A 23,930-nucleotide genomic window follows, 5' to 3' on the forward strand; every position below is an offset into this window, starting at 1 on the left:
TAAAAATGATTTCACGCTGGACCACTGCAGTACTGGACACCGACCAACCTGGCGGTTGGGCCGTGGCGCGCAGCCCCGAAGGCTTTCTGTTCGATGACAATGGCGCGTTGTTCCCCCGCGAATGGCTCAAGCGCCAGGACCTGTCGATCCTCGCCGAACATGGCATCGGTCACCTGGACGGCGAACCGGTCTATTTACTGGAGCTGCGCAGTCACAGCGATGTGCCGGGCTGCAACTGGAAGGGGCTGCGGGCGTTCATGCTCGAAGGCGACCATACGCTCTACAAAGTGCTCGGTTATGCCGCACAAATCGGCACCTGGGCCCGCGAGCACCGCTTTTGCGGTAACTGCGGGCAGGCGATGACCCAAGTGACCCGGGAACGGGCGATGTATTGCGAGCCGTGTGATTTACGCAGTTACCCGCGCATTTCGCCGAGCATGATCGTGTTGGTGACCCGGGGCGATGAGGTGCTGCTGGCCCGTTCGCCACGCTTTGTCGCCGGGGTCTACAGCACGTTGGCAGGGTTTGCCGAACCGGGCGAGTCGGCCGAAGACTGCCTGATTCGCGAAGTCCGCGAAGAAGTGCAGATCGAGGTCAAGAACATCCAGTACATGGGCAGCCAGTGCTGGCCGTTCCCGCATTCGATGATGCTGGGTTTCCATGCCGAATACGCCGGTGGCGAGATCGTGTGTCAGGAAGACGAAATCGAAGACGCCCAGTGGTTCAACGTTCATGAGCTGCCGCCGTTGCCGGCGTCACGCTCGATTGCCCGTTACCTGATCGACGTCTATGTGGCGCGGCGCTTAGGCCACGCTGAACCAGTGTTGCCAGGCTAACCGCACGGTCAAGCCCAGCACCACGGTGATGAACACCGGGCGAATGAACTTCGCACCGCCGCTGATGGCGGTGCGAGCTCCGAAGAACGCCCCGACCATCACCGACAGGCCCATGCTCAGGCCGATGATCCAGTCCACTTGCCCGGAAAACACGAACACCGACAGTGCCGCAATGTTGCTGACGAAGTTCATGCTGCGCGCCACACCACTGGCCTTCACCAGGTCGATGGGGTACATCAGCATCGTGCTGACGGTCCAGAACGCGCCCGTGCCGGGACCGGCCACGCCGTCGTAAAAGCCCAGGCCGAAGCCTTGGGTCGATTGCCACTTTTTCTTGATCGGTGCGTCGCTGTCCAGTGGCGCCTTCGGTGTGCCGCCAAACAACAGATAGACGCCGCAGCCGAAAACGATCACCGGGAGCATCTTGTTCAGCCATTCCGCGGGCAAGTAGTGGGCGACCACAGCACCGGTCAACGCGCCCACCAAGGTGCCGACAATGGCGTGCATCCACTGCCTTGGATGGAACAGCTTGCGTCGGTAGAAGGTGAAACTGGCGGTGGCCGAGCCGAACGTCGAACTGAGTTTGTTGGTGCCCAGCACCAGGTGTGGCGGCAGGCCTGCGGTCAGCAGCGCCGGAGTGGTCAACAGACCGCCGCCGCCGGCAATGGCGTCGATGAAACCGGCAATGAAAGCGACGAGGGCCAGAATGGCCAGGGTGGTGAGGTCAACACTGAGTTCGAAAGGCATGGAATCGGCTTATTCGGCGGGGTGCAGGACAGGGCTGCGGGGAAGGGCCGATATCTTACCTATATCCAATCTTCGCGGCGACCGGTCTGGCCCTATCGCGAGCAAGCTCGCTCCCACAGGAGATTTGCGGCGTTGCACAGATCAATGTGGGAGCGAGCTTGTCTCCGGGCGGCGATCCGACGATGGCGTCAGCCCAGACGACACATCACTTGGTCTGTGGCCCATTCCCGATCTGCCATACAAACGGCGGCTCGGTCCCGTTGATCGCCCAATCCCCGACAATCCGTGCCTTGTAGATCACCGGATTGTGCGACGACACCGTCCGCGCATTGCGCCAGTGCCGGTCCAGCGATTTACCCACGCGAGTATCCGAAGCCCCCAGTGCATTGAACAGCTCTGTGGTCGCTCGCTGGATCAGCTCCGACACCACCACCTGAGCCTTGGCCGATTCGATTTCCGCCGCGACATTCGCTTCTTGTTCCAAGGCTTCATCACCCGAGAATCGCGCCAGATAAGCCCGCTGCGCCGGTTGTGCAGCCCTTAAGGCGCTGGCTTCGGCCGCATACACCAGTGCCGCGATCTCACCGACCACTTGCTGCACCTGCGAATCCTGGTTGACGTGCTGCGCATTGCCATGGCTGTAGATGCGCGTGCGTTCACGCACCTGATGAGCCACATCGCGCAACGCCGCACGACCAATCCCGGCCAGGGTCGCCAGCAGCACCAACTGATAAAACGCAGTCTGGTATTTGAAGCGGGTGGCGAAGTCGATGATGTTCTCGGCCTCCACGTCAGCATCGATAAACCGTGAGGTGCCGCTGCCGGTGGTGCGCTGGCCGAAGCCGTCCCAGTCGTCGCTCTGCACGATGCCGGGTTGGCGAGTGCGGACCGCAGCAATCACGTCGCCGCCGGTGTCGCTGCGTTGCGCGTACACGTCGATCCAGTCGGAAAACAGGCTGCCGGTGCTGTAGAACTTCTCGCCGTTGAGCCTCCATTGGTCACCGTGAGGCGAGACTTTGGTGATGACATCGCCAATCGCCACGCTGCCAATTTCGGTCCAGGCATTGCCGGCGATGTCACCGTCGACGAAGCGTTTGAACCACAGATCCCGGCCCGGCCCGGGCGCCGCATTCAAACGATCCTCGGCAAATGCGAAGTGCCCGCGCAAGGCCTGAGGCACGTTGGAATCGGCTTCGGCCAATTCGATCAGCAGCTCAAACAGTTGTGGCAGGGAGGCGCCGCCACCGCCGTACTCAATCGGAATCCGTACGGCGCCGAAACCAGCGTCCTTGAGCCACTGAATAGGTTCGTACGGCAGGCTGCGGGACTGTTCGCGCTCAACGGCACCGGCGGCGATGCGTTGGAAAATCGGCCGGAACCTTGCGGCCAGCGCTTCATAGTCAGTGCCAGTGGACAGCGGATTGATTACCTGGTGTTCGGTCATGGGACGGCTCCTTGGGTCGGCAGTGGATGTCACTGGGGATTGCACGGTCCATGCCGGGTATGAGGTAGCCAAGATTGCTGGGGAGTGTGGTTTTGATGTGGCGTGAACTGTTGCTGTAGCAACAATAAAGCAGCAAATTGCCCTGACACACCCGAATCAGTGTGGGAGCGAGCCTGCTCGCGAAGGGGTCATCAAGATCAACATCTGTGTTGACTGACCCACCGCTTTCGTCGGAACGCCGCCCGGAGCAGGCTCGCTCCCACAGGGATCTCGCTCGGCTCAGGGCCGTAGTGTCACCCGTCGCGATTTAAGCGCTGGCACGGTTGCTGCTCTCACCCTAGGACATCCCTAAAGTCCCGAGGACATGCCAATGAGTCAGCAAGCCGTCAAATTTGCCTACTGGGTGCCGAACGTCAGCGGTGGGCTGGTGGTCAGCAAGATCGAGCAACGCACCCACTGGGGCATCGACTACAACCGCAAACTGGCGCAACTGGCCGAAGAGGCGGGGTTTGAATACGCCCTGACGCAGATCCGCTTTACCGCCGGTTACGGTGCCGAGTACCAGCACGAATCCGTCGCCTTCAGCCATGCGCTACTGGCTGCCACCACCAAACTGAAAGTGATCGCCGCTATCCTGCCCGGCCCTTGGCAACCGGCGTTGGCAGCCAAGCAATTGGCAACCATCGACCAGCTGACTAATGGCCGGGTGGCGGTGAACATTGTCAGTGGCTGGTTCAAGGGGGAATTCCAGGCGATTGGCGAACACTGGCTGGAACACGACGAGCGTTATCGCCGCTCCGAAGAATTCATCCGCTCGCTGAAGGGCATCTGGAGCCAGGACAACTTTACTTTTCGCGGTGACTTCTACCGCTTCGACAACTACAGCCTCAAACCCAAACCGTTGGGTCAGCCGGAAATCTTCCAAGGTGGCAGTTCTCGTGCGGCTCGAGACATGGCGGCGCGGGTTTCGGACTGGTATTTCACCAACGGCAACACCCCGGAAGGCATCAAGGCCCAGGTCGATGACATTCGCGCCAAGGCGGCGGCGAACAATCATTCGGTAAAAGTCGGCGTGAACGCGTTTGTCATTGCCCGCGACACTGAAGAAGAAGCGCGAGCCGTGCTGGCACAAATCATCGATCAGGCGGACCCGGAGGCGGTGAATGCGTTTGGAGACGCGGCGAAACAGGCGGGCAGGGCGTCACCTGAAGGCGAGGGCAACTGGGCCAAGTCGACGTTCGACGATCTGGTGCAGTACAACGACGGTTTCAAGACCAACCTGATCGGTACGCCGCAGCAGATTGCCGAGCGGATCGTCGCGTTGAAAGCGGTGGGCGTGGACCTGGTGTTGGCGGGGTTTCTGCACTTTCAGGAAGAGGTGGAGTATTTCGGTCAGCGGGTATTGCCGTTGGTGCGCGAGCTAGAAGCTAAAGCAGCAACCAAGCAGCAGGCCGCAGTAGCCTGAACACCACAAACCCCTGTGGGAGCGAGCCTCTCGCGAAGGGGCAATCAGATTCAACATTGATGTTGACTGACGCACCGCCTTCGCGAGCAGGCTCGCTCCCACATTTGGTCTATGTGAAGTTACAGACCCAGGTCGGACAAGCCTGGATGGTCGTCCGGCCGACGGCCCAGCGCCCAGTGGAACTTGCGGTCGCTTTCCTTGATTGGCATGTCATTGATGCAGGCAAACCGATTGGCCATCAAACCGTTCTCGTCGAACTCCCAGTTTTCGTTGCCGTAGGAACGGAACCAGTTGCCCGAGTCGTCGTGCCATTCGTAGGCATAACGCACGGCGATGCGGTTGCCGGTAAAGGCCCAAAGTTCTTTGATCAGGCGGTAATCCAGTTCCTTGGCCCATTTGCGCGTCAGGAAACCTTTGGCTTCTTCGCGGTTGTAGGCGAACTCGGCGCGGTTACGCCATTTGGTGTCCAGGGTGTAGGCCAGCGACACCCGTTCCGGGTCGCGGGAGTTCCAGCCGTCTTCGGCCAGGCGTACTTTTTCAATGGCCGATTCACGGGTGAATGGCGGCAATGGCGGACGAACTTCGGCATTAGACATTAATAGTCTCCCTATCAAAGTAAAGTTCTAGCAAGTTGTCGGGCTTGGTTAAAGTGTTACAGGTCCAATAACTTTCGCGCCATGCATTGCGCATTATCGGCGGCACTGTGATCACCCATGACAAGCGCCACGGTAATGGCACCGTCGATCAGGATCAGCAGCTGTTTGGCCAGCGTCTCCGGGTCTGTGGCGCCATGTTCGGTGCAGAGCTCGCGCACGTAGTCGAGCAGCTTCTGTTTGTGGTCTTTGGCAACCAGGCGAACCGGATCTTGCGGGTCGCCGGTTTCGCCGCTGGTGTTGATGAATGCACAGCCACGGAAGCCTTCGGAGGCGAACCAGGCCTTGAGCACGGTAAACAGGTTGAGCAGCCGGTCGGCCGGTGTTTCAGCCAGGTCGACTTCGCTTCTGTACCAGTGCATCCAGCGCACATCGCGGCGTTGCAGGGCCGCGACGGTGAGCTCCTCCTTGTTGGCGAAGTAGCGGTAAATACTTTTTCTGGAGACGCCGGCGGTTTTCACCAGAAGATCCATTCCGGTGGCAGCGATGCCACTTTTGTAGATCAACTTTTCGGTGACATCCAGAATGATGTCGCGTGTGTCGTTGCTGGTGATTTCGTTCATGTGGCGAACAGTAGAACGATCGTTCTCCTTGGTCAAGCGGATATTTCGTCGTCTACAAAATTGCTATCGTCGGATCGCCGCCCGGAGACAAGCTCGCTCCCACAGGGGAATGCATTTCAATGTGGGAGCGAGCCTGCTCGCGAAGGGGCCTTTACAGACACTCACAAGACCCAAGGCAATCCATGGTGTAAGCTCTTGGGTTCTTCGGATTCGACCTTTTTGCGAGCCCTATGCCGTCGCTTTTCAAACGCTCTCTGCTGCCCAAACTGCGCAGTTTTCCGCTGACCGCCGATGCCGTCACCATCCTCTCTGGCGCTGCCGAGTTTCGCCGGTGCCTGCTGGAAAAGATCGCCAGCGCCACCCGGCGCATCTATATCGTCGCGCTCTATCTGCAACAGGATGAAGCCGGCCAGGAAATTCTCGATGCCTTGCACGCGGCCAAACTGGCGCGTCCGGAACTGGACGTGGTGGTGGTCGTTGACTGGCTGCGCGCTCAGCGCGGCTTGATCGGCGCCGGAAAGCAGCCGGGCAACTCGGCCTGGTATCAGGAAACCACCCGCACTCATGCCAGTGAAGTACCGGTGTATGGCGTTCCCGTGCAGACCCGAGAGCTGTTCGGCGTGCTGCATTTGAAAGGCTTCGTGATCGATGACTGTGTGATCTACAGCGGCGCGAGCCTGAACAACGTCTATCTGCACAAGTTCGACAAATACCGCTACGACCGTTATCACCTGCTAAATAACAGCGCTCTGGCCGATTCGATGCAGCACCTGATTCAGCACGGTCTGATCGCCTCCAAAGCGGTGCATCGTCTCGATTTGCCGAACCTGCCGACCACCCGCAGCCTGCGCAACGACATCGGCGACTTGCGCAGCCGCCTCAAGCACGCAGCGTACGACACCACGACAGGCACCACGGAAAAGGGCGGTTTGTCGGTCAGCCCATTGCTCGGTGTCGGCAAGAACAACCCGTTGAGTCGAGTGATTGGCGAATTGATCGCCAGCGCTCAACATCAACTGACCATCTGCACGCCATACTTCAACCTGCCGCTGACCGTGACCCGGGAAATCAACCGGGCACTGGCGCGGGGCGTGAAAATCGACATCGTGGTCGGCGACAAGACCGCCAACGACTTCTACATCCCGCCGAGCGAACCGTTCAAGGTGATTTCGGCGCTGCCGTACCTTTACGAGATCAGCCTGCGGCGTTTCGCCAAACGTCATCATCGCAGCGTCGACAGCGGTCAGTTAAACCTGCATCTGTGGCGTGACGGCGACAACACCTATCACCTCAAGGGCATGTGGATCGACCAACGCTACACCTTGCTGACCGGCAACAACCTCAACCCGCGGGCGTTCCGTCTCGATCTGGAAAACGCCTTGCTGATTGATGATCCGAAAGGCGAATTGTTGGCGCCGCGTCGTAAAGAGCTGGCAGAGATTTTCGAGAACACCCGCCGCATCGAGCGTTATCAGGAACTGGAAACGCTGCTGGAATACCCGGCGGGGGTGGCCAAGTTTCTCAAACGCGTGAGTCGGGTGCGGATCGAGCGGTTGCTCTATCGGATTCTGTAACGCTTAAAGCAAAAGATCGCAGCCTTCGGCAGCTCCTACCTTGGAATGCGTACTCCCTGTAGGAGCTGCCGAAGGCTGCGAACTTTTGATCTTAACGAGCTAATATGCCCCCAATTCAAACAAGAACAGGGCTTAGTTCGGTCAATGTCGGAAAAAGACACCATCTCCATTCAACTGGTGCGTGAAGCGCTGTTGCAAAGTTGCGCCCCGGGAGCCGCCACTGACGAGGTAATGAGCAAAGTCGGCATCGATCCGGCACTGCTCGAAAGCAGCGATGCACGCGTCCCGGCCACTGCTTATGCGCGTCTGTGGCGTTTACTGGCACGACGTGGGGACGATGAGTTTTTTGGCATGGACCCGCGCAAACTCAAATCCGGCAGCCTGGAGTTTCTCTGTCGCTGCTCAATGGTCCAGCCGAGCCTGGCTGCCGGCCTGACCTCGGGCTTGAGCTTTCTGTCGTTGATGCTCGAACACCTGCCCGCGCAACTGGTTCGTCAGCAAAGCCTGGCGGAAATCGTTCTGCTTGAAGACGACCAGGACTCGCGCCGCGCCTTCACTTATTTCACTTACTGGATGATCGTTCACGGCGTCGCCTGCTGGCTGGCGGGGCGACGGATTCCGATCCTGGCCATCGAATTGCGGTGCCCGGCACCGGACTTCTGCGATGACTATCAGGTGATGTTCTCCGAGAACCTGCGTTTCGACCGGCCGCGCACGCGGATGATTTTCTCCGCCGAGTGCCTGGATTTGCCGATCAAGCGCAGTCCGGAAGAACTCAAGCGCTTCCTGGCCCATGCGCCGGCCAATATTCTGGTCAAGTACCGCGACCCGGAGAGCCTGGCCAGCCGGATCAAGCACGATTTGCGGCAACTGCCCGCCGAACACTGGCCGGAAACCGAACCCCTGGCACAACAGCTGTGCATGTCGGCTTCAACCTTGCGTCGGCGCCTGGCTGAAGAGGGCCAGACTTACCAAGGGCTCAAGGACAGCGTGCGCAAGGAGTTGGCGATTGTCTGGCTGGCCGAGCCGGCTATCAGCTTTGCCGAGATCGCCACGCGGTTGGGGTTTGCCGATACCAGCTCGTTCTACAAGGCGTTTCGCAAGTGGTCGGGGTCAAATCCGGGGCATTACCGCAGTTTGATCCTCAATGAGGCTGACTGATCCGAAGCCTGTGGTGTTCAGACTGACGCTATCGTCGGAACGCCGCCCGGAGCAAGCTCGCTCCCACAGTAGTTCTGTGGTGTGAACACTATCTATGTCACACCAAATTCCCTGTGGGAGCGAGCTTGCTCGCGATGAGGCCCTTACAGGCGCCACATCTCTCAAGTCTTGGCCAAACCAGTCACGCAACTTGATAGCTTTGACCATTGTCCCGCGCCCCGCGCAGAGCGAGTATTTCCCTGTTAATTACGGTTCCCCCAACCTAATAAAAATACAGAGGGATTCTGGCAATGCGCGATTACTTGTCTGCTACATCACAGTTCAATTATCAGCACACCGTCGACGCCGCACTCGCAGGCGATTTGACTGCCCTCAATGCCTGCGTCGAGTGTTGCGACCGGCATGCCTTGCCGGGGCGCATCGCGCTGTTCTGGGAAGGCCGCGATGGCGCCAGCGCGACCTACACCTTCAGCGACTTGCAGGACAAAGCCGCGCGCTTAGCCAATTTCCTGCTGGCCCAGGGCGTGAAAAAAGGCGACAAGGTTGCCGGTCTCCTGCCACGTAACATCGAACTTTTGATCACCGTATTCGCCACCTGGCGTATCGGCGCGGTCTACCAGCCGCTGTTCACGGCATTCGGCCCGAAAGCCATCGAACACCGCCTCAGTTCCTCTGGCGCCAAAGTGGTGGTCACCGACGCGGGCAATCGTTCCAAACTCACTGAAGTCGCCGACTGCCCGACCATCATCACTGTCGCCGGTCCCAAAGGCCAAGGCATCGTCCGCGGCGATTACAGCTTCTGGGCCGAACTGGCCAATTATTCTCCTGAGTGCGAACCGGTCCTGTTGACCGGCGAAGACCCGTTTCTGCTGATGTTCACCTCGGGTACCACCGGTCCGTCGAAAGCGCTGTCCGTTCCGCTCAAGGCCATCGTCGCCTTCCAGAGCTACACCCGTGACGCCGTGGACTTGCGCCCTGAAGACGCCTTCTGGAACGTCGCCGATCCGGGTTGGGCCTACGGCATCTATTTCGGTGTCACCGGGCCGATGGCCATGGGGCATCCGATCACCTTTTACGATGGCCCGTTCTCCCTCGAAAGCACCTGTCGGGTCATCAACAAATACGGGATCACCAACCTCACCGGTTCGCCGACGGCCTATCGCCTGTTGATCGCGGGTGGCGACGAGTTCGCCCGCTCGATCAAGGGCAAGCTGCGCATCGTCAGCAGCGCCGGCGAACCGCTGAACCCAGAAGTGATTCGCTGGTTCGCCGACAACCTCGGCGTGGTGATTCACGACCATTACGGCCAGACCGAACTCGGCATGGTGCTGTGCAATCACCATGGCCTGGAGCACCCGATCCACATGGGTGCCGCCGGTTTCGCCTCGCCGGGCCACCGCATCGTGGTGCTGGATGACGAGTACAAAGAACTCGGCGTCGGCCAGCCGGGCATTCTGGCCATCGATCGCACCCAGTCGCCGATGTGCTGGTTCGCCGGTTACGAAGGCGCACCGACCAAGGCCTTCGTCGGCAACTATTACCTGAGCGGCGACACCGTCGAGTGGAACCCGGACGGCAGCATCAGCTTTGTCGGTCGCAGTGACGACGTGATCACCACCTCCGGCTACCGGGTCGGCCCGTTCGACGTGGAAAGCGCGTTGATCGAACACCCGGCCGTGGTCGAAGCGGCCGTGGTCGGCAAACCCGATCCGGAGCGCACCGAACTGGTCAAAGCCTTTGTCGTGCTCAGCGCGCAATACCGCGCTGCGCCGGAACTGGCCGAAGAACTGCGCCAACACGTGCGCAAACGACTGGCCGCGCACTCGTACCCCCGTGAAATCGAATTTGTCAGCGAATTGCCGAAAACCCCTAGCGGCAAATTGCAGCGCTTTATCTTGCGCAACCAGGAAATCGCCAAGGCTCAAGAGGCCGCCGCGAAGAACGTTTCAGCTTGAATCCAAGGAAACAATGATGCAGATCGAAAACAAGGTTTTTCTCGTCACCGGCGGTGCATCCGGCCTCGGTGCGGCCACGGCTGAAATGCTGGTCGCGGCGGGCGCCAAAGTCATGCTGGTGGACATGAACGCCGAGGCCGTTGCGGCCCAGGCTGAACGTCTCGGCGCGCAAAGCGTGGTGGCAGACATCAGCAACGAAGCCGCGGCCGAAGCCGCCGTGCAGACGACGGTCAAAGCCTTCGGTGGCCTGAATGGTCTGGTCAACTGCGCCGGTATCGTGCGCGGTGAGAAGATCCTCGGCAAGAACGGCCCCCACGTGTTGGCCAATTTCAGCCAGGTGATCAACGTCAACCTGATCGGCAGTTTCAACATGCTGCGTCTGGCCGCTGCGGCGATTGCCGAAACCGAAGCAGATGCTGACGGCGAGCGCGGCGTGATCATCAACACCGCCTCGGCGGCCGCGTACGACGGCCAGATCGGCCAGGCCGCGTATGCCGCCTCCAAAGGCGCGATCGTCAGCCTGACCTTGCCCGCCGCCCGTGAACTGGCGCGCTTCGGCATCCGTGTGATGACCATCGCCCCTGGCATTTTCGAAACCCCGATGATGGCCGGCATGACCCCGGAAGTCCGCGCGTCCCTGGCGGCTGGCGTGCCGTTTCCGCCGCGTCTTGGCAAACCAGGCGAGTATGCCGGGCTGGTCAGGCATATTATTGAAAACAGCATGCTCAATGGCGAGGTGATCCGTCTCGACGGCGCCTTGCGCATGGCCGCCAAGTAAGGAGGATTTGTCATGACTATTGCCAACGATCCAATCGTTATCGTCAGCGCCGTCCGCACCCCGATGGGCGGTTTCCAGGGCGAACTGAAAAGCCTGACCGCACCGCAACTCGGTGCTGCCGCAATTCGCGCTGCTGTCGAGCGTGCCGGTGTGGCGCCAGACTCGGTTGAAGAAGTGTTGTTCGGTTGCGTCCTGTCCGCCGGCCTCGGTCAGGCCCCAGCGCGCCAGGCTGCATTGGGCGCAGGGCTGGATAAATCGACCCGCTGCACCACCCTGAACAAGATGTGCGGTTCGGGCATGGAAGCGGCCATTCTAGCCCACGACATGCTGGTGGCCGGCAGCGCCGACGTGGTTGTCGCCGGCGGCATGGAAAGCATGTCCAACGCGCCGTATCTGCTGGACCGCGCCCGCAGCGGTTACCGCATGGGCCACGGTCGTGTGCTCGATCACATGTTCCTCGACGGTCTGGAAGACGCTTACGACAAAGGTCGCCTGATGGGTACCTACGCCGAGGATTGCGCGGAAACCAACGGTTTCACCCGTGAAGCTCAGGACGCGTTTGCCATTGCCTCGACCACCCGCGCGCAGCAGGCGATCAAGGACGGCAGCTTCAAAGACGAGATCGTGCCGGTTACCGTGACCGTCGGCAAAGAGCAGGTGCTGATCAGCAACGATGAACAGCCACCGAAAGCCAAACTGGACAAGATCGCTTCCTTGAAACCGGCGTTCCGCGACGGCGGCACGGTGACGGCGGCGAACTCCAGCTCGATCTCCGATGGTGCCGCTGCACTGGTGTTGATGCGCCGTTCCGAAGCTGAAAAGCGCGGCCTGAAACCGCTGGCAGTGATTCACGGCCACGCGGCGTTTGCCGACACCCCGGGCCTGTTCCCGGTGGCACCGGTGGGCGCGATCGAGAAGCTGATGAAGAAAACCGGCTGGTCGCTGGACGAAGTCGATCTGGTCGAGGTGAACGAAGCCTTCGCCGTGGTCAGTCTGGTGACCATGACCAAACTGGAAATCCCTCACGAGAAGGTCAACGTTCACGGCGGCGCTTGCGCCCTCGGCCACCCGATCGGTGCGTCCGGCGCGCGGATCCTCGTGACCTTGCTCTCGGCCCTGCGCCAGAAAGGCCTGAAACGCGGCGTTGCAGCGATCTGCATCGGCGGCGGTGAAGCCACGGCCATGGCCGTTGAATGCCTGTATTGAAGAGCGCAACCCATGTGGGAGCGAGCCTGCTCGCGAAGGGGCCCTGTCAGTCAGCATCGATGTTGAATGACACACCGCTTTCGCGAGCAGGCTCGCTCCCACAGGTATTGCGTCCTAACCAAATTAAGGACTTGTCATGATTCCCAATGACGAACAACTTCAGATCAGCGACGCGGCCCGGCAGTTTGCCCAGGAACGGCTGAAACCGTTCGCCGCCGAATGGGACCGCGAGCATCGCTTCCCCAAGGAAGCCATCGGCGAGATGGCGGAACTGGGCTTCTTCGGCATGTTGGTGCCGGAAGAGTGGGGCGGTTGCGACACCGGTTACCTGGCCTACGCCATGGCCCTGGAAGAAATCGCGGCCGGCGACGGCGCCTGCTCGACCATCATGAGCGTGCACAACTCGGTGGGTTGCGTGCCGATTCTCAAGTACGGCAACGACGACCAGAAAGAACGCTTCCTCAAACCGCTGGCCAGCGGCTCGATGCTCGGGGCTTTTGCCTTGACCGAACCGCAGGCCGGCTCCGACGCCAGCGGCCTGAAAACCCGTGCCCGTCTGGAAGGCGATCACTACGTGTTGAACGGCTGCAAGCAGTTCATCACCTCCGGGCAGAACGCCGGGGTGGTGATCGTGTTCGCCGTGACTGATCCGAGTGCCGGCAAGCGTGGCATCACGGCGTTGATCGTGCCCACCGATTCGCCGGGCTACAAAGTTGCACGGGTCGAAGACAAGCTCGGCCAGCACGCGTCCGACACCTGCCAGATTCTGTTCGAAGACGTGAAGGTGCCGGTGGCCAACCGGTTGGGCGAGGAGGGCGAAGGTTATCGAATCGCCCTGGCCAACCTCGAAGGCGGCCGTGTCGGCATCGCTTCGCAATCGGTGGGCATGGCCCGTGCTGCGTTCGAAGCGGCCCGCGACTATGCCCGCGAGCGTGAAAGCTTCGGCAAGCCGATCATCGAGCATCAAGCGGTCGCGTTCCGCCTGGCGGACATGGCAACCCAAATTGCCGTCGCCCGGCAAATGGTGCATTACGCGGCGGCGTTGAGAGACAGCGGCAAACCGGCCTTGGTCGAAGCGTCCATGGCCAAGCTGTTCGCCTCGGAAATGGCCGAGAAAGTCTGTTCCTCGGCGTTGCAAACCCTCGGCGGTTACGGTTACTTGAACGATTTCCCGCTGGAGCGGATCTACCGCGACGTGCGGGTTTGCCAGATCTACGAAGGCACCAGCGATATTCAGCGCATGGTTATTTCGCGCAATCTTTGAGAAGGAGTCATCTGTGAGTTACGAAACGATTTTGCTGGAAACCCATGGTCGCGTCGGCCTGATTACCCTGAACCGTCCGCAAGCGCTGAATGCGTTGAACGCGCAGATCGTCAGCGAGCTGAACCACGCCCTCGATGGCCTGGAAGCCGATTCGAACATCGGCTGCATCGTGCTGACCGGCTCGAAAAAAGCCTTCGCCGCTGGCGCCGACATCAAGGAAATGGCCGAGCTGACCTACCCGCAGATCTACCTCGATGACCTGTTCAGCGACAGCGATCGCGTGGCTAACCGCCGCAAGCCGATCATTGCCGCCGTCAACGGTTTCGCCTTGGGCGGTGGTTGTGAACTGGCGCTGATGTGCGACTTCATCCTGGCCGGCGACAATGCCAGGTTCGGTCAGCCGGAAATCAACCTCGGCGTGCTGCCGGGCATGGGCGGCACCCAGCGCCTGACTCGCGCCGTGGGCAAGGCCAAGGCCATGGAAATGTGCCTCAGCGGTCGCTTGATCGATGCGGTGGAAGCGGAGCGCTGCGGGATTGTCGCGCGGATTGTTCCGGCTGATGAGTTGCTGGAAGAAGCGTTGAAAGTCGCGGCGCTGATTGCCAAGAAGTCGCTGCCGATTGCAATGATGATCAAGGAAAGCGTCAACCGCGCGTTTGAAGTGAGCTTGTCGGAAGGTGTGCGCTTTGAGCGTCGGGTGTTCCATGCGGCGTTTGCGACGCAGGATCAGAAGGAAGGGATGGCGGCGTTTATTGGTAAGCGTGAGGCGGAGTTTAAGGGTAAGTGAAATTGCGGGGTGGCCTTTAGATCCACCCCTCACCCCAGCCCTCTCCCCAGTGGGGAGAGGGGGAAAGGGAGCCGATCTTCATGCTTTTCAAGTCCTGAGTTCGACTCGGAATTTTCAGGTCGATGTAACTCGAAAAACACCTCGGTCAGTCCCCTCTACCCTCTGGGGAGAGGGTTAGGGTGAGGGGTGGCCTTCAAGACCACCCCCAATTCCAGCCATCACACCAAGTAGTGCTTCAACTCCCGAGCAATCACCATCCGCTGTATCTCGCTCGACCCTTCATAAATCTGCGTAATCCGCGCATCCCGGTAATAACGCTCCACCGGGTAATCCTCCAGATACCCATACCCGCCATGAATCTGCATCGCCGACGAACACACTTTCTCGGCCATCTCGGATGCAAACAGCTTCGCCTGTGAAGCCTCCGACAGACACGGCTTGCCAGAACTGCGCAAGCGCGCAGCATGCAAGATCAGCAGTCGTGCCGCGTTCAACCGGGTGTGCATGTCGGCCAGCATGTTGGCGATGCTCTGGTGCTCGATGATCGGCTTGTCAAACTGCACCCGATCCCGTGAGTAGGCCAGCGCCGCTTCAAATGCCGCGCGGGCAATGCCCAACGCCTGCGCCGCGATGCCGATGCGGCCGCCTTCAAGGTTGGAGAGGGCGATTGCCAGACCTTTGCCGCGCTCACCCAACAGGTTGGCTTCGGGAATCGTGCAGTTGCTCAGGGTCACCGCGCAGGTATCGGACGCGCGAATACCCATTTTGTGTTCGGTGCGATCAACGATGAAACCCGTTGTATCGGTCGGCACCAGGAACGCCGAGATGCCGCGCTTGCCCAGGTCCGGATCGGTCACCGCGAACACGATGGCCAGTTTCGCCCGTTTGCCGTTGCTGACGAATTGCTTGGCGCCATTGATCACCCACTGGCCATCGCGCAGTTCGGCGCGGGTGCGCAGGTTGTGGGCTTCGGAACCGGCCTGGGGTTCGGTCAGGCAGAAGCAGCCGATGGCTTGACCGCTGGCCAGATCCGGCAGCCAAGCCTGTTTTTGTTCTTCAGTGCCGTAGTTGAGGACCGGACCGCAGCCCACGGAGTTGTGAATGCTCATCAGTGCGCCAGTGGCGCCGTCACCGGCCGAAATCTCTTCCACGGCCAAGGCGTAGGCGACGTAGTCGACATAGGTGCCGCCCCATTCCTCGGGCACCACCATGCCCAGCAGACCCAGTTCACCCATCTTCGCCACCAGACCGTCATCGATCCAGCCGGCCTTTTCCCAAGCCTGGGCGTGGGGCGCGATTTCGCCGCGGGCAAAGTCCCGGGCCATGTCGCGGATCATGACTTGCTCTTCGCTCAATTCGATATCGTGCATGGCTCAGCTCCCGCGTTGGTCAAAACCCGTGAAGAAACTCGCGACGTGCTCGGCGTCCAGCGCCTGCAAGGTCGGCGGGTTCCAGCGCGGTTTCTTGTCTTTGTCGATCAGCAAGGCGCGTACGCCTTCGATCAGGTCGCCGCGCTCGAACCATTGACGGTCCAGGTGCAGCTCAAGGGCGAAGCAGTCTTCCAGACTCAAGTGCCGACCACGACGGAGCATTTCCAGGGTCACACCCATGGCCAGCGGTGAACGGCTTACCAGCAGGTCGGCGGTGGTCGTGGCCCACTCGTGGCTGTCGGCGACCGTTACTTCACGCAGTTGCTCAACAATACTCGGCACATCGGGCAGGGCGAAGAAGTGATCGATGGCCGGGCGCAACGCCGCCAAAGGTGGAGCCGGCAGTTGTTGCACGGCGAGTTTCGCCAGCAGACCTTGAAGGTCCTTCAACGGCGTTTCGTGCCATTCGAGCTGATCGAGTTGCTCGTCCAGGGTGCCCAGCCTGTCGCTTTCCAGGTACCAGTCGGCCAGGCCGCAATAGAGTGCATCGGCCGCACGGATCTGCACGCCGCTGACGCCGAGGTAAATCCCCAGTTCACCGGGAACGCGTGGCAGGAAATGGCTGCCACCGACATCCGGGAAATAACCGATCGCCACTTCCGGCATCGCCAGACGGCTTTTCTCGGTGACCACCCGCAGGTCGGCGCCCTGCACCATGCCCATGCCGCCGCCCAGGACAAAACCGTCCATCAAGGCGAGTACAGGTTTGCGGTAATGGTGAATCGCGAGGTCGAGGGCGTATTCCTCGACGAAGAAATCTTCGTGCAGCGTGTCGCCGTTTTTGAAGCTGTCATACAGCGAACGGATGTCGCCGCCGGCACAGAACGCCTTCTCGCCAGCACCGCGCAACACCACCGCGTGCACGTGCGGATCCAGCGCCCAGACGTCGAGTTGACGCTGCAGATCGCGCACCATGTCCAGGGTAATGGCATTAAGGCCGGCGGGGCGATTAAGGGTCAGGTGACCGATGTGGTTGCGAACCTCGGCCAGCACTTCGTTTTGCGTGGCATCCATGGACGAAGTCCCCTTCGATGAAACCTGAGCAGTCATCACTAACTCCCTGCTTTTATTGTTCTTTATAGAGAAGCTCGCGCGCGAGCGATGCTGGATCGTAACAGTGCAAATTTGTGATGTACAACCGGCATATGTGCAGCTCTCGTCTGCATTTTTGTAATGCTGGCGAAGAATTCCTCTGCGAAAACGGCCGTGGGCCGGGCTCACGACAGATTCGGCTGTCAAAACAGCCTTATCAGCGCAATCCGGGTGTCTACACCGGCCCGTACGACACCTGCACCCGCTCATCTGTTGGCATTCTGGCCTCGGGTTTGAAGCCGTCTGTGCCGAGGGTTTCAGGCTGGGTGCCGCTGAGTGCGGCCCACCGTGCAAAACAATAAGAACGCTGTTGCGGTGTTAGCCGCATCGACTCTCTGTTCCTGCCCATAAAGGTGGCCTGGTTAGCCTGGCCGCGATAACTCCAAACAAATCGGGATTCAAGAAGATGAAGACTAGATGGCTGAGCTTGTCGGTACTCGCATTGCTGTGCTGCACCACCGGCGCCAGTGCCAAGGAATGGAAAGAGCTGCGATTCGGCGTCAACCCCAGTTACCCACCCTTTGAGTCCACCACCGCCGATGGCGGCGTGCAGGGCTTTGGCGTGGATTTGGGCAACGCGATCTGCACCGAATTGAAGTTGAAATGCGTGTGGGTCAGCAATGACTTCGACGGGCTGATTCCGGCCCTCAAGGCAGGTAAGTTCGATGCCATCGAATCGTCGATGACGGTGACCGATGCACGCAAGAAGCAAATCGACTTCACCGATCGTCTGTACGCCGGGCCGACCGCCATCGTCACCCGCAAGGATTCCGGCCTGTTGCCCACCGCCGAGTCGCTGCGCGGCAAGACCATCGGTTACATGCAGGGCACGATTCAGGAAACCTACGCCAAAGCCAAACTGGGGCCGGGCGGGGTGAAGCTGCGGGCTTATCAGAATCAGGATCAGGTCTACGCCGACCTGGTATTTGGTCGTCTCGACGCCTCGATCCAGGACAAGATGCAGGCGCAAATGAGCTTTTTGACTTCCCCCCAAGGGGCTGATTTCAAGAACAGTGAAGGCATCAGCGACCCGTTGGTGCCCTCCGACATCGCCATCGGCGTGCGCAAGGACAACGAAGAACTCAAAGGCATGCTCAATGCCGCCATCAAGGCCCTGCACGACAAGGGTATCTACGCGCAGATCCAGCAGAAACACTTCGGCGATCTGGACCTTTACAACTACTGATCCTCGCGCCCCGAAGGCTGCGTCCTGGTAACAGGCGCAGCGCTTGCGCGCGGGCGCCTCAAGACAGGTGACTGACGTGAACTCCTTCCTGAATCTGATCGGGGTCGATCTCTCGGCCCTGCAAGGCTATGGCCCTTTGTTGCTGCACGGCACCTGGGTCACTCTGAAATTGTCAGCGCTCTCGCTGCTGGTGAGCATGGCGCTGGGCCTGCTCGGCGCGGCGGCGAAACTGTCGCCGCTGAAGCTGTTGAACCTGCCGGCAACCTTCTACACGACGCTGATCCGCGGTGTGCCGGACCTGGTGCTGATGCTGCTGATTTTCTACAGCTTGCAAGGCTGGCTGAGTAGCCTGACCGAGGCCATGGACTGGCCCTACATGGAAATCGACCCATTCGTGGCTGGCGTCATCACCCTCGGCTTTATCTACGGCGCGTATTTCACCGAGACCTTTCGCGGGGCGATTTTGAGTGTGCCGCGTGGCCAGCAGGAAGCAGCCGCGTGCTTTGGTCTGAACCGCTGGCAGCGCTTTCGCTTTGTGGTGTTCCCGCAAATGATGCGTTTCGCCTTGCCGAGCCTCGGCAATAACTGGCTGGTACTGCTCAAGGCCACGGCGCTGGTGTCGATCATCGGTTTGTCGGACCTGGTCAAAGTCGCGCAGGAAGCCGGAAAAAGTACCTTCAACATGCTCGATTTCCTGCTGCTGGCAGCGGCGTTGTATTTGCTGATCACCAGCGCTTCGAACTACGTTTTGCGCGTGCTGGAACGGCGCTATAACCAGGGTGTGCGGGGGATGGCACGATGATCGAGTTGATTGCCGAATACTGGAAACCCTTTCTGTTCAGCGACGGCTACAGCCTCACCGGGTTGGCGATGACGTTGTGGCTGCTGGTGGCGAGCATTGTGATGGGGTTCTTCCTGTCGTTGCCATTGGCAATCATGCGCACCTCGCGCTGGGGCCTGCTGCGCTGGCCGGTTCAACTGTTTACCTATGTGTTTCGCGGTACGCCGCTGTATATCCAGTTGCTGATTTGCTACAGCGGGATCTACGGCATCGCCGTAGTGCGCTCGCAACCGTTGCTCGAAGCATTTTTCCGCGATGCGATGAATTGCACGTTGCTCGCGTTCACGCTCAACACTTGCGCCTACACCGTGGAAATCTTCGCCGGGGCGATTCGCAGCATTCCCTACGGTGAAATCGAGGCCGCCCACGCTTATGGATTAAGCGGTTGGCGCCTGTACCTGCGGCTGATTCTACCTTCGGCGTTGCGCCGGGCACTGCCGTATTACAGCAACGAAGTGATCCTGATGTTGCACGCGACTTCAGTGGCGTTCACCGCCACCATTCCGGACATCCTCAAAATCGCTCGGGACGCCAATGCCGCGACCTTCATGACCTTTCAGGCCTTCGGCATTGCCGGCCTGCTGTACCTCGCGCTGTCGTTCGGTCTGGTCGGAGCCTTCCGCCTGGCAGAGAAGCGCTGGCTGAGTTTTCTCGGCCCGACTCACTGAACCCCATTTTCTATCCAGAGCGGTGCCGCCAGGCGCGCCGCTCCAGGAGTGCTGACATGTACAAACTCACGGTTGAAAATCTGTATAAACGTTTTGGTGACAACGAAGTGCTCAAGGGCGTCTCGTTGAATGCACGGGCAGGCGATGTGGTGAGCATGATCGGCGCCAGCGGTTCGGGTAAAAGCACGATGCTGCGCTGCATCAACTTTCTGGAACGCGCAGACGAAGGTGCCATTGAACTGGACGGCGAGCGCGTCATCACGCGCCCGGGTGCCGGTGGCATGCGTGTCGCTCATCCGGCGCAATTGCAGCGCTTGCGCACGCGCCTGGCGATGGTGTTCCAGCATTTCAATTTGTGGAGCCATCTGACGGTGCTGGAGAACATCGTGCTCGCGCCGTGCCGGGTGCTGGGGATCAGCCGCAAGGCCGCGGAAGAAAGTGCGCGGGCCTATCTGGACAAGGTCGGTCTGCCGCAACGAGTGGCCGATCAATACCCGGCGTTTCTGTCCGGTGGGCAGCAACAGCGGGTGGCGATCGCTCGTGCCCTGGCAGTGGAGCCGGAAATTCTGTTGTTCGACGAGCCGACTTCGGCACTCGATCCGGAATTGGTGGGTGAGGTGCTCAAGGTAATTCAGGCACTGGCCGAAGAAGGCCGTACCATGTTGATGGTGACCCACGAGATGGGGTTTGCCCGGCAGGTTTCCAGCCAGGTGTTGTTCTTGCATCAGGGAAAGGTCGAGGAGCAGGGTGACGCTACGATCCTCGACCAGCCAAAAAGTGAACGTTTGCAGCAATTTCTATCGGGTCGTTTGAAGTGAGGCAAGACGTACATGGCGGATATCCGCGATCTGTCGATCGTGCTTGATCGTATCGATCAGGCAATCATCGAAGTGCTGCGCCACGAAGGGCGCATCACTTATCAAAAGCTTTCCGAGCGTGTGCACCTCACGCCCAGGCCGTGCCTGGAACGGGTGCGCAAGCTCGAACAGCTCGGGGTCATTCGTGGGTATGGCGCGATTCTCGATGAAAAGAAACTGACACCAGGCTTGTCGTTGCTGGTGCTGGTCGCGTTGTCGAACCAGAGTGGGCGGGCGGCACAAAAGGCGTTCGAAGCCAAGGTCCGCGCCTGTCCGCAGGTGCTGGAGTGTCAGTTGATCAGCGGTGCGTTCGACTACAGCTTGCGCATGCGTTGCCGGGACATGGAGCATTACCGGGTGCTGACCGAAGTCTGGTTCGATGACCCGGATTTGCACATCGACAAGTTGGTCAGCCATCCGGAATTGGCGATGGTCAAAACCACGATGGAGTAATGAACACCGCAATCCCTTGTGGGAGCGAGCTTGCTCGCGATAGGGGTTTTACATTCAACATCAATGTTGATTGATCCGCCGCCATCGCGAGCAAGCTCGCTCCCACAGTTTCTGCGTCTTACCTGACCTGCATTTAGCCCGCGCCGAATCGGCTGAGCGATTCAGAATCTTCAGCCGTTTCCATCACAACCAACCCCCTTATCAACCGGGTTTTCCAGCCTGCGAAACAGACAATGAGTACCTCTTAACCCTCATTGAATCTGTGCCCATGCAAACCACCAATACCGTTTTGATGATTCGCCCGACACGCTTCTCCTTCAATCAGGACACGGCGGCGAACAACCGTTTCCAGCAGCCGGCCGCCGTCAGCGAAGACGTTCAGCAAAAAGCGCTGCAAGAGTTCGATGGCTACGTTGCCGCGCTACGTCACCATGGCGTCGAGGTCATGGTGCACAACGACCGCGAAGCGCCGCATACCCCGGATTCGATCTTCCCCAACAACTGGTGGAGCAGCCATCCCGACGGCACCTTGGTGCTGTACCCGATGCAGGGCCACAACCGGCGTCTGGAGCGGGACAAAGGCGTGCTCGACTGGCTGCGGGACGAGTACCGGGTTGAGCAGTTGCTGGACCTTTCCAGCCTCGAACAGCAGGAAGTGTTCCTCGAAGGCACCGGCAGCATGGTGCTGGATCGTCAGCAGCGGATTTGCTACGCCGGTTATTCCACCCGCACCCATGCCCGTGCCTTGGACCAGGTGGTCAGTCATCTGGGTTACGAGCTGTGCGCCTTCAATGCAGTGGACCGCCAGGGCGTCGCGATTTACCACACCAACGTGATGATGAGTGTCGGCACGCGCTTGGCGGTGGCTTGCCTGGCGTCGGTCACGCACCCGGCCGAGCGCCTGGCCCTGCGTAAACGTCTGGAAGACAGCGGCAAGCAGGTCATCGCCCTGAGCTGGGAGCAGCTGGAATCCTTCGCCGGCAACATGCTGGAGGTCCACAACGCCGCGGGCGAACCCTTGCTGGTGATGTCGCGCACGGCCTGGCAATCGCTGGATGCCGCGCAGCGCCGTTTGATCGAAGCCCACACCACGCCGCTACCCGTCAACATCGACACCATCGAGCGCATCGGCGGCGGCAGCGCGCGCTGCATGTTGGCCGAGGTCTTTCTGTCCAAACATCGGGTTACCCAGGAGCAAATGCGATGATCGTTCGTCCAGCCACACCGGCAGACCTGCCGGCACTGTTAGCCCTGGCCCATAGCGCCGGGACCGGTTTGACCACCTTGCCGGCCGACGCGGGGCGTTTGCGTCAGCGCCTGGAATGGGCGGCGAAAACCTTCTCCGGCGAGGCCGAGCGTGCCGATGCCGATTACCTGTTTGTGCTCGAGAATGACCAGCATGAAGCCATCGGCATTTGCGCACTGGCCGGTGCCGTCGGCCTGCGCGAGCCCTGGTACAACTATCGGCTGGGCCTGTTTGTCGCGGCCTCGAAAAACCTCGGGATCAATCAGCAACTGCCGACATTGTTCCTTGGTAACGACATGACCGGCCATTCGGAACTGTGCTCGCTGTTTCTGCATGCCGATCACCGCAGCGGTTTGAACGGGCGCTTGCTGTCCAAGGCGCGATTCCTGTTTCTGGCGGAATTTCGTCAGCACTTCGGTGAAAAGGTCATCGCCGAGATGCGCGGCTACTCGGACGAAGAGGGTGTTTCACCGTTCTGGGAAGGCCTGGGGCGACACTTCTTCAAGATGGATTTTGCCGATGCCGACTACCTCACAGGATTGGGCAACAAGACGTTCATCGCCGAACTGATGCCCAAGTTTCCGCTGCCAACCTGCCTGTTGCCTGAAGCCGCGCGAACAGTCATCGGTCGCGTTCACCCCAACACCGAACCGGCGCTGGGCATGCTCAAGGCTGAAGGATTCGAACACCGCGATTACATCGACATCTTCGATGGCGGCCCGCTGATCGAATGCGCCACCGGGGATATCCGTGCAGTGCGTGACAGCCAGGTGCAGCAACTGAGCATCGGCACACCGGGGGAGCAGGCGGCGACTTACCTGATCCATAACCGCCAATTTGCCGAGTGCCGGATTACAGCAGCACCGGCTCGGGTAGCTGCCGGTACGTTGATCGTTGATCCGGAGACTGCGAAGAGTTTGGGGTTGAGTGCCGGGTCTTCGGTTCGAGCGGTAAGTTTGGCAGTACCTGAAAGGCAATTATCTGCGGCTTAGTACTTCACCAATACTGCGACGTTTGGCGTGCAACTCACTGATATGGATCAATTGCTCAAGGTCCTCCGGGGTAACATCGAAGAACGCTTCCATGTCTGCCAGGGCCAGTTTCAGGTCCTGCGCGGTGATAGCCTGGCTGTCGATCGGCGGATGATCGGCCGGCACTATGCCCACTGGTTCGCTGGCGCGTTTTGGGTAACGAATGCGCGTCAGGTTGTTGTAGGCCAGGGCGCTGAGCAGCATGGTCGATCCGCTGAGCATCACCGGGCCGAGCGCTTTCCAGTCCAGGGCGATGGTCGCCGGGTCTGCCAACACTAAAAGCAGTGCCAGCGCCCCGGCCGGTGGGTGCAGGCAACGCAGCCAGCACATCAGAATCAGCGCCATGCCAGCCGCCAGGCAAGCGCTGCCGAGGGTTCGTCCGAGCACGTGAGCGACCAGCAGCGAAACCACCCCGGCGCTGAGGTAGCCGCCAAGAATCGACCAAGGCTGGGCGAGGGCGCCGGAGGACACTGCGAACAGCAACACGGCCGATGCACCCAGCGGACCGATCAGGTGCTGCGCCACTTGCATGCCGAATACCTGGCTGCAGAGCCAGACGCTGAACATCGTGCCCAAGGACATGCCGATCGCGGCGCGGCTCCATTCGGTGGGGCGGGTGTTGATGGCGGCGGGAAACCAGCGAGCAAACATGAGGCAGACGATCCGTTGAAAAAAACCGAGGCAAAAAAAAGG

Annotated in this window: 23 protein-coding genes; 16 read left to right on the forward strand and 7 right to left on the reverse strand. The window is 60.1% G+C overall.

Annotation, left to right across the window (positions count from 1 at the left end; all coding sequences use genetic code 11):
* Positions 1-5: 5 nt before the first annotated feature.
* On the forward strand, positions 6-836 hold the full coding sequence (nudC, locus tag ACA056_RS13815) for an NAD(+) diphosphatase (protein WP_497273396.1): 831 nt from the start codon (positions 6-8) through the stop codon (positions 834-836).
* Here nudC and ACA056_RS13820 read toward each other — a convergent pair.
* Both ACA056_RS13820 and ACA056_RS13825 read right to left on the reverse strand, forming a co-directional pair.
* Positions 804-1,583: a TSUP family transporter gene (locus ACA056_RS13820; RefSeq protein WP_046046975.1), complete on the reverse strand. Its 780-nt coding sequence runs from the start codon at positions 1,581-1,583 to the stop codon at positions 804-806. The two genes, nudC and ACA056_RS13820, sit on opposite strands and share 33 nt — an antisense overlap.
* Positions 1,584-1,788: 205 nt before the next feature.
* Complete coding sequence (locus ACA056_RS13825) at positions 1,789-3,027, reverse strand: acyl-CoA dehydrogenase family protein (protein ID WP_497273397.1); 1,239 nt, start codon at positions 3,025-3,027, stop codon at positions 1,789-1,791.
* A 370-nt stretch (positions 3,028-3,397) separates the two neighbouring features.
* On the opposite strand from ACA056_RS13825, the gene sfnG reads away from it, so the two are divergent.
* Entirely contained in the window at positions 3,398-4,492 is a 1,095-nt protein-coding gene (gene sfnG, locus ACA056_RS13830) for a dimethylsulfone monooxygenase SfnG (protein WP_497273398.1), read from the forward strand.
* Positions 4,493-4,611: 119 nt separating this feature from the next.
* Here the strand turns inward: sfnG and ACA056_RS13835 are convergent, their stop codons facing one another.
* Both ACA056_RS13835 and ACA056_RS13840 read right to left on the reverse strand, forming a co-directional pair.
* Positions 4,612-5,088 (reverse strand): nuclear transport factor 2 family protein, encoded by a 477-nt coding sequence (locus ACA056_RS13835; RefSeq protein WP_497273399.1) that lies wholly within the window; start codon positions 5,086-5,088, stop codon positions 4,612-4,614.
* 56 nt (positions 5,089-5,144) lie between these two features.
* Positions 5,145-5,708, reverse strand: coding sequence for a TetR/AcrR family transcriptional regulator (locus ACA056_RS13840; protein WP_497273400.1), 564 nt, complete (start codon positions 5,706-5,708; stop codon positions 5,145-5,147).
* A gap of 230 nt (positions 5,709-5,938) precedes the next feature.
* On the opposite strand from ACA056_RS13840, the gene pssA reads away from it, so the two are divergent.
* From pssA to ACA056_RS13875, 7 genes are all read left to right on the forward strand, one after another.
* Entirely contained in the window at positions 5,939-7,282 is a 1,344-nt protein-coding gene (gene pssA / locus ACA056_RS13845; RefSeq protein WP_497273401.1) for a CDP-diacylglycerol--serine O-phosphatidyltransferase, read from the forward strand.
* Positions 7,283-7,426: 144 nt separating this feature from the next.
* Positions 7,427-8,443, forward strand: coding sequence for an AraC family transcriptional regulator (locus tag ACA056_RS13850; protein ID WP_497273402.1), 1,017 nt, complete (start codon positions 7,427-7,429; stop codon positions 8,441-8,443).
* A 290-nt stretch (positions 8,444-8,733) separates the two neighbouring features.
* Positions 8,734-10,398 carry an AMP-binding protein gene (locus ACA056_RS13855; protein ID WP_497273403.1) on the forward strand — a complete coding sequence of 555 codons (1,665 nt, stop codon included), beginning with the start codon at positions 8,734-8,736 and terminating at the stop codon, positions 10,396-10,398.
* A 16-nt stretch (positions 10,399-10,414) separates the two neighbouring features.
* Positions 10,415-11,176, forward strand: a complete 762-nt coding sequence (locus tag ACA056_RS13860) for an SDR family NAD(P)-dependent oxidoreductase (RefSeq protein ID WP_497273536.1) — start codon at positions 10,415-10,417, stop codon at positions 11,174-11,176.
* 12 nt (positions 11,177-11,188) lie between these two features.
* Entirely contained in the window at positions 11,189-12,382 is a 1,194-nt protein-coding gene (locus ACA056_RS13865; protein ID WP_497273404.1) for an acetyl-CoA C-acyltransferase, read from the forward strand.
* 136 nt (positions 12,383-12,518) lie between these two features.
* Positions 12,519-13,646: an acyl-CoA dehydrogenase gene (locus ACA056_RS13870; protein ID WP_074876733.1), complete on the forward strand. Its 1,128-nt coding sequence runs from the start codon at positions 12,519-12,521 to the stop codon at positions 13,644-13,646.
* A 13-nt stretch (positions 13,647-13,659) separates the two neighbouring features.
* Complete coding sequence (locus tag ACA056_RS13875; RefSeq protein WP_497273405.1) at positions 13,660-14,433, forward strand: enoyl-CoA hydratase; 774 nt, start codon at positions 13,660-13,662, stop codon at positions 14,431-14,433.
* A gap of 218 nt (positions 14,434-14,651) precedes the next feature.
* On the opposite strand, the gene ACA056_RS13880 is transcribed toward ACA056_RS13875, so the two are convergent.
* Both ACA056_RS13880 and ACA056_RS13885 read right to left on the reverse strand, forming a co-directional pair.
* Positions 14,652-15,803, reverse strand: a complete 1,152-nt coding sequence (locus ACA056_RS13880; protein WP_497273406.1) for an acyl-CoA dehydrogenase family protein — start codon at positions 15,801-15,803, stop codon at positions 14,652-14,654.
* 3 nt (positions 15,804-15,806) lie between these two features.
* The gene (locus ACA056_RS13885; protein ID WP_497273407.1) at positions 15,807-16,913 is read right to left on the reverse strand and encodes an enoyl-CoA hydratase/isomerase family protein; all 1,107 of its coding nucleotides are present in this window, start codon (positions 16,911-16,913) and stop codon (positions 15,807-15,809) included.
* Positions 16,914-17,361: 448 nt separating this feature from the next.
* On the opposite strand from ACA056_RS13885, the gene ACA056_RS13890 reads away from it, so the two are divergent.
* The 7 genes from ACA056_RS13890 (at position 17,362) to astA (ending at position 23,198) form a co-directional block, all read left to right on the forward strand.
* Positions 17,362-18,141: a transporter substrate-binding domain-containing protein gene (locus ACA056_RS13890; protein ID WP_497273408.1), complete on the forward strand. Its 780-nt coding sequence runs from the start codon at positions 17,362-17,364 to the stop codon at positions 18,139-18,141.
* Positions 18,142-18,217: 76 nt separating this feature from the next.
* On the forward strand, positions 18,218-18,943 hold the full coding sequence (locus ACA056_RS13895; protein WP_033054762.1) for an ABC transporter permease: 726 nt from the start codon (positions 18,218-18,220) through the stop codon (positions 18,941-18,943).
* Positions 18,940-19,650: an ABC transporter permease gene (locus ACA056_RS13900; protein WP_008155279.1), complete on the forward strand. Its 711-nt coding sequence runs from the start codon at positions 18,940-18,942 to the stop codon at positions 19,648-19,650. The genes ACA056_RS13895 and ACA056_RS13900 overlap by 4 nt, the downstream gene beginning before the upstream one ends.
* Before the next feature lie 56 nt (positions 19,651-19,706).
* On the forward strand, positions 19,707-20,468 hold the full coding sequence (locus ACA056_RS13905; RefSeq protein ID WP_008155281.1) for an ABC transporter ATP-binding protein: 762 nt from the start codon (positions 19,707-19,709) through the stop codon (positions 20,466-20,468).
* Between the two features lie 12 nt (positions 20,469-20,480).
* Positions 20,481-20,960: an Lrp/AsnC family transcriptional regulator gene (locus ACA056_RS13910; protein ID WP_095128351.1), complete on the forward strand. Its 480-nt coding sequence runs from the start codon at positions 20,481-20,483 to the stop codon at positions 20,958-20,960.
* Positions 20,961-21,228: 268 nt separating this feature from the next.
* Positions 21,229-22,167: a citrulline utilization hydrolase CtlX gene (ctlX, locus tag ACA056_RS13915; RefSeq protein WP_497273409.1), complete on the forward strand. Its 939-nt coding sequence runs from the start codon at positions 21,229-21,231 to the stop codon at positions 22,165-22,167.
* Positions 22,164-23,198, forward strand: coding sequence for an arginine N-succinyltransferase (astA, locus tag ACA056_RS13920; protein ID WP_497273410.1), 1,035 nt, complete (start codon positions 22,164-22,166; stop codon positions 23,196-23,198). The genes ctlX and astA overlap by 4 nt, the downstream gene beginning before the upstream one ends.
* Here the strand turns inward: astA and ACA056_RS13925 are convergent.
* Positions 23,184-23,888 carry an HPP family protein gene (locus tag ACA056_RS13925; RefSeq protein ID WP_497273411.1) on the reverse strand — a complete coding sequence of 235 codons (705 nt, stop codon included), beginning with the start codon at positions 23,886-23,888 and terminating at the stop codon, positions 23,184-23,186. The genes astA and ACA056_RS13925 overlap by 15 nt on opposite strands.
* Positions 23,889-23,930 lie beyond the last annotated feature (42 nt).

Source organism: Pseudomonas sp. LBUM1666 (genome assembly GCF_059695775.1).

Bases quoted from the DNA above. Each gene is read 5' to 3' on its own strand.
- ctlX (WP_497273409.1), top strand. From the start codon at position 21,229: ATGCAAACCACCAATACCGTTTTGATGATTCGCCCGACACGCTTCTCC.
- astA (WP_497273410.1), top strand. From the start codon at position 22,164: ATGATCGTTCGTCCAGCCACACCGGCAGACCTGCCGGCACTGTTAGCC.
- ACA056_RS13885 (WP_497273407.1), bottom strand. From the start codon at position 16,913: ATGACTGCTCAGGTTTCATCGAAGGGGACTTCGTCCATGGATGCCACG.
- ACA056_RS13880 (WP_497273406.1), bottom strand. From the start codon at position 15,803: ATGCACGATATCGAATTGAGCGAAGAGCAAGTCATGATCCGCGACATG.
- ACA056_RS13840 (WP_497273400.1), bottom strand. From the start codon at position 5,708: ATGAACGAAATCACCAGCAACGACACACGCGACATCATTCTGGATGTC.
- ACA056_RS13865 (WP_497273404.1), top strand. From the start codon at position 11,189: ATGACTATTGCCAACGATCCAATCGTTATCGTCAGCGCCGTCCGCACC.
- ACA056_RS13870 (WP_074876733.1), top strand. From the start codon at position 12,519: ATGATTCCCAATGACGAACAACTTCAGATCAGCGACGCGGCCCGGCAG.
- ACA056_RS13855 (WP_497273403.1), top strand. From the start codon at position 8,734: ATGCGCGATTACTTGTCTGCTACATCACAGTTCAATTATCAGCACACC.
- ACA056_RS13900 (WP_008155279.1), top strand. From the start codon at position 18,940: ATGATCGAGTTGATTGCCGAATACTGGAAACCCTTTCTGTTCAGCGAC.
- pssA (WP_497273401.1), top strand. From the start codon at position 5,939: ATGCCGTCGCTTTTCAAACGCTCTCTGCTGCCCAAACTGCGCAGTTTT.
- ACA056_RS13820 (WP_046046975.1), bottom strand. From the start codon at position 1,583: ATGCCTTTCGAACTCAGTGTTGACCTCACCACCCTGGCCATTCTGGCC.
- ACA056_RS13910 (WP_095128351.1), top strand. From the start codon at position 20,481: ATGGCGGATATCCGCGATCTGTCGATCGTGCTTGATCGTATCGATCAG.
- ACA056_RS13825 (WP_497273397.1), bottom strand. From the start codon at position 3,027: ATGACCGAACACCAGGTAATCAATCCGCTGTCCACTGGCACTGACTAT.
- ACA056_RS13890 (WP_497273408.1), top strand. From the start codon at position 17,362: ATGAAGACTAGATGGCTGAGCTTGTCGGTACTCGCATTGCTGTGCTGC.
- ACA056_RS13860 (WP_497273536.1), top strand. From the start codon at position 10,415: ATGCAGATCGAAAACAAGGTTTTTCTCGTCACCGGCGGTGCATCCGGC.
- ACA056_RS13835 (WP_497273399.1), bottom strand. From the start codon at position 5,088: ATGTCTAATGCCGAAGTTCGTCCGCCATTGCCGCCATTCACCCGTGAA.
- ACA056_RS13850 (WP_497273402.1), top strand. From the start codon at position 7,427: ATGTCGGAAAAAGACACCATCTCCATTCAACTGGTGCGTGAAGCGCTG.
- nudC (WP_497273396.1), top strand. From the start codon at position 6: ATGATTTCACGCTGGACCACTGCAGTACTGGACACCGACCAACCTGGC.
- ACA056_RS13905 (WP_008155281.1), top strand. From the start codon at position 19,707: ATGTACAAACTCACGGTTGAAAATCTGTATAAACGTTTTGGTGACAAC.
- ACA056_RS13925 (WP_497273411.1), bottom strand. From the start codon at position 23,888: ATGTTTGCTCGCTGGTTTCCCGCCGCCATCAACACCCGCCCCACCGAA.
- sfnG (WP_497273398.1), top strand. From the start codon at position 3,398: ATGAGTCAGCAAGCCGTCAAATTTGCCTACTGGGTGCCGAACGTCAGC.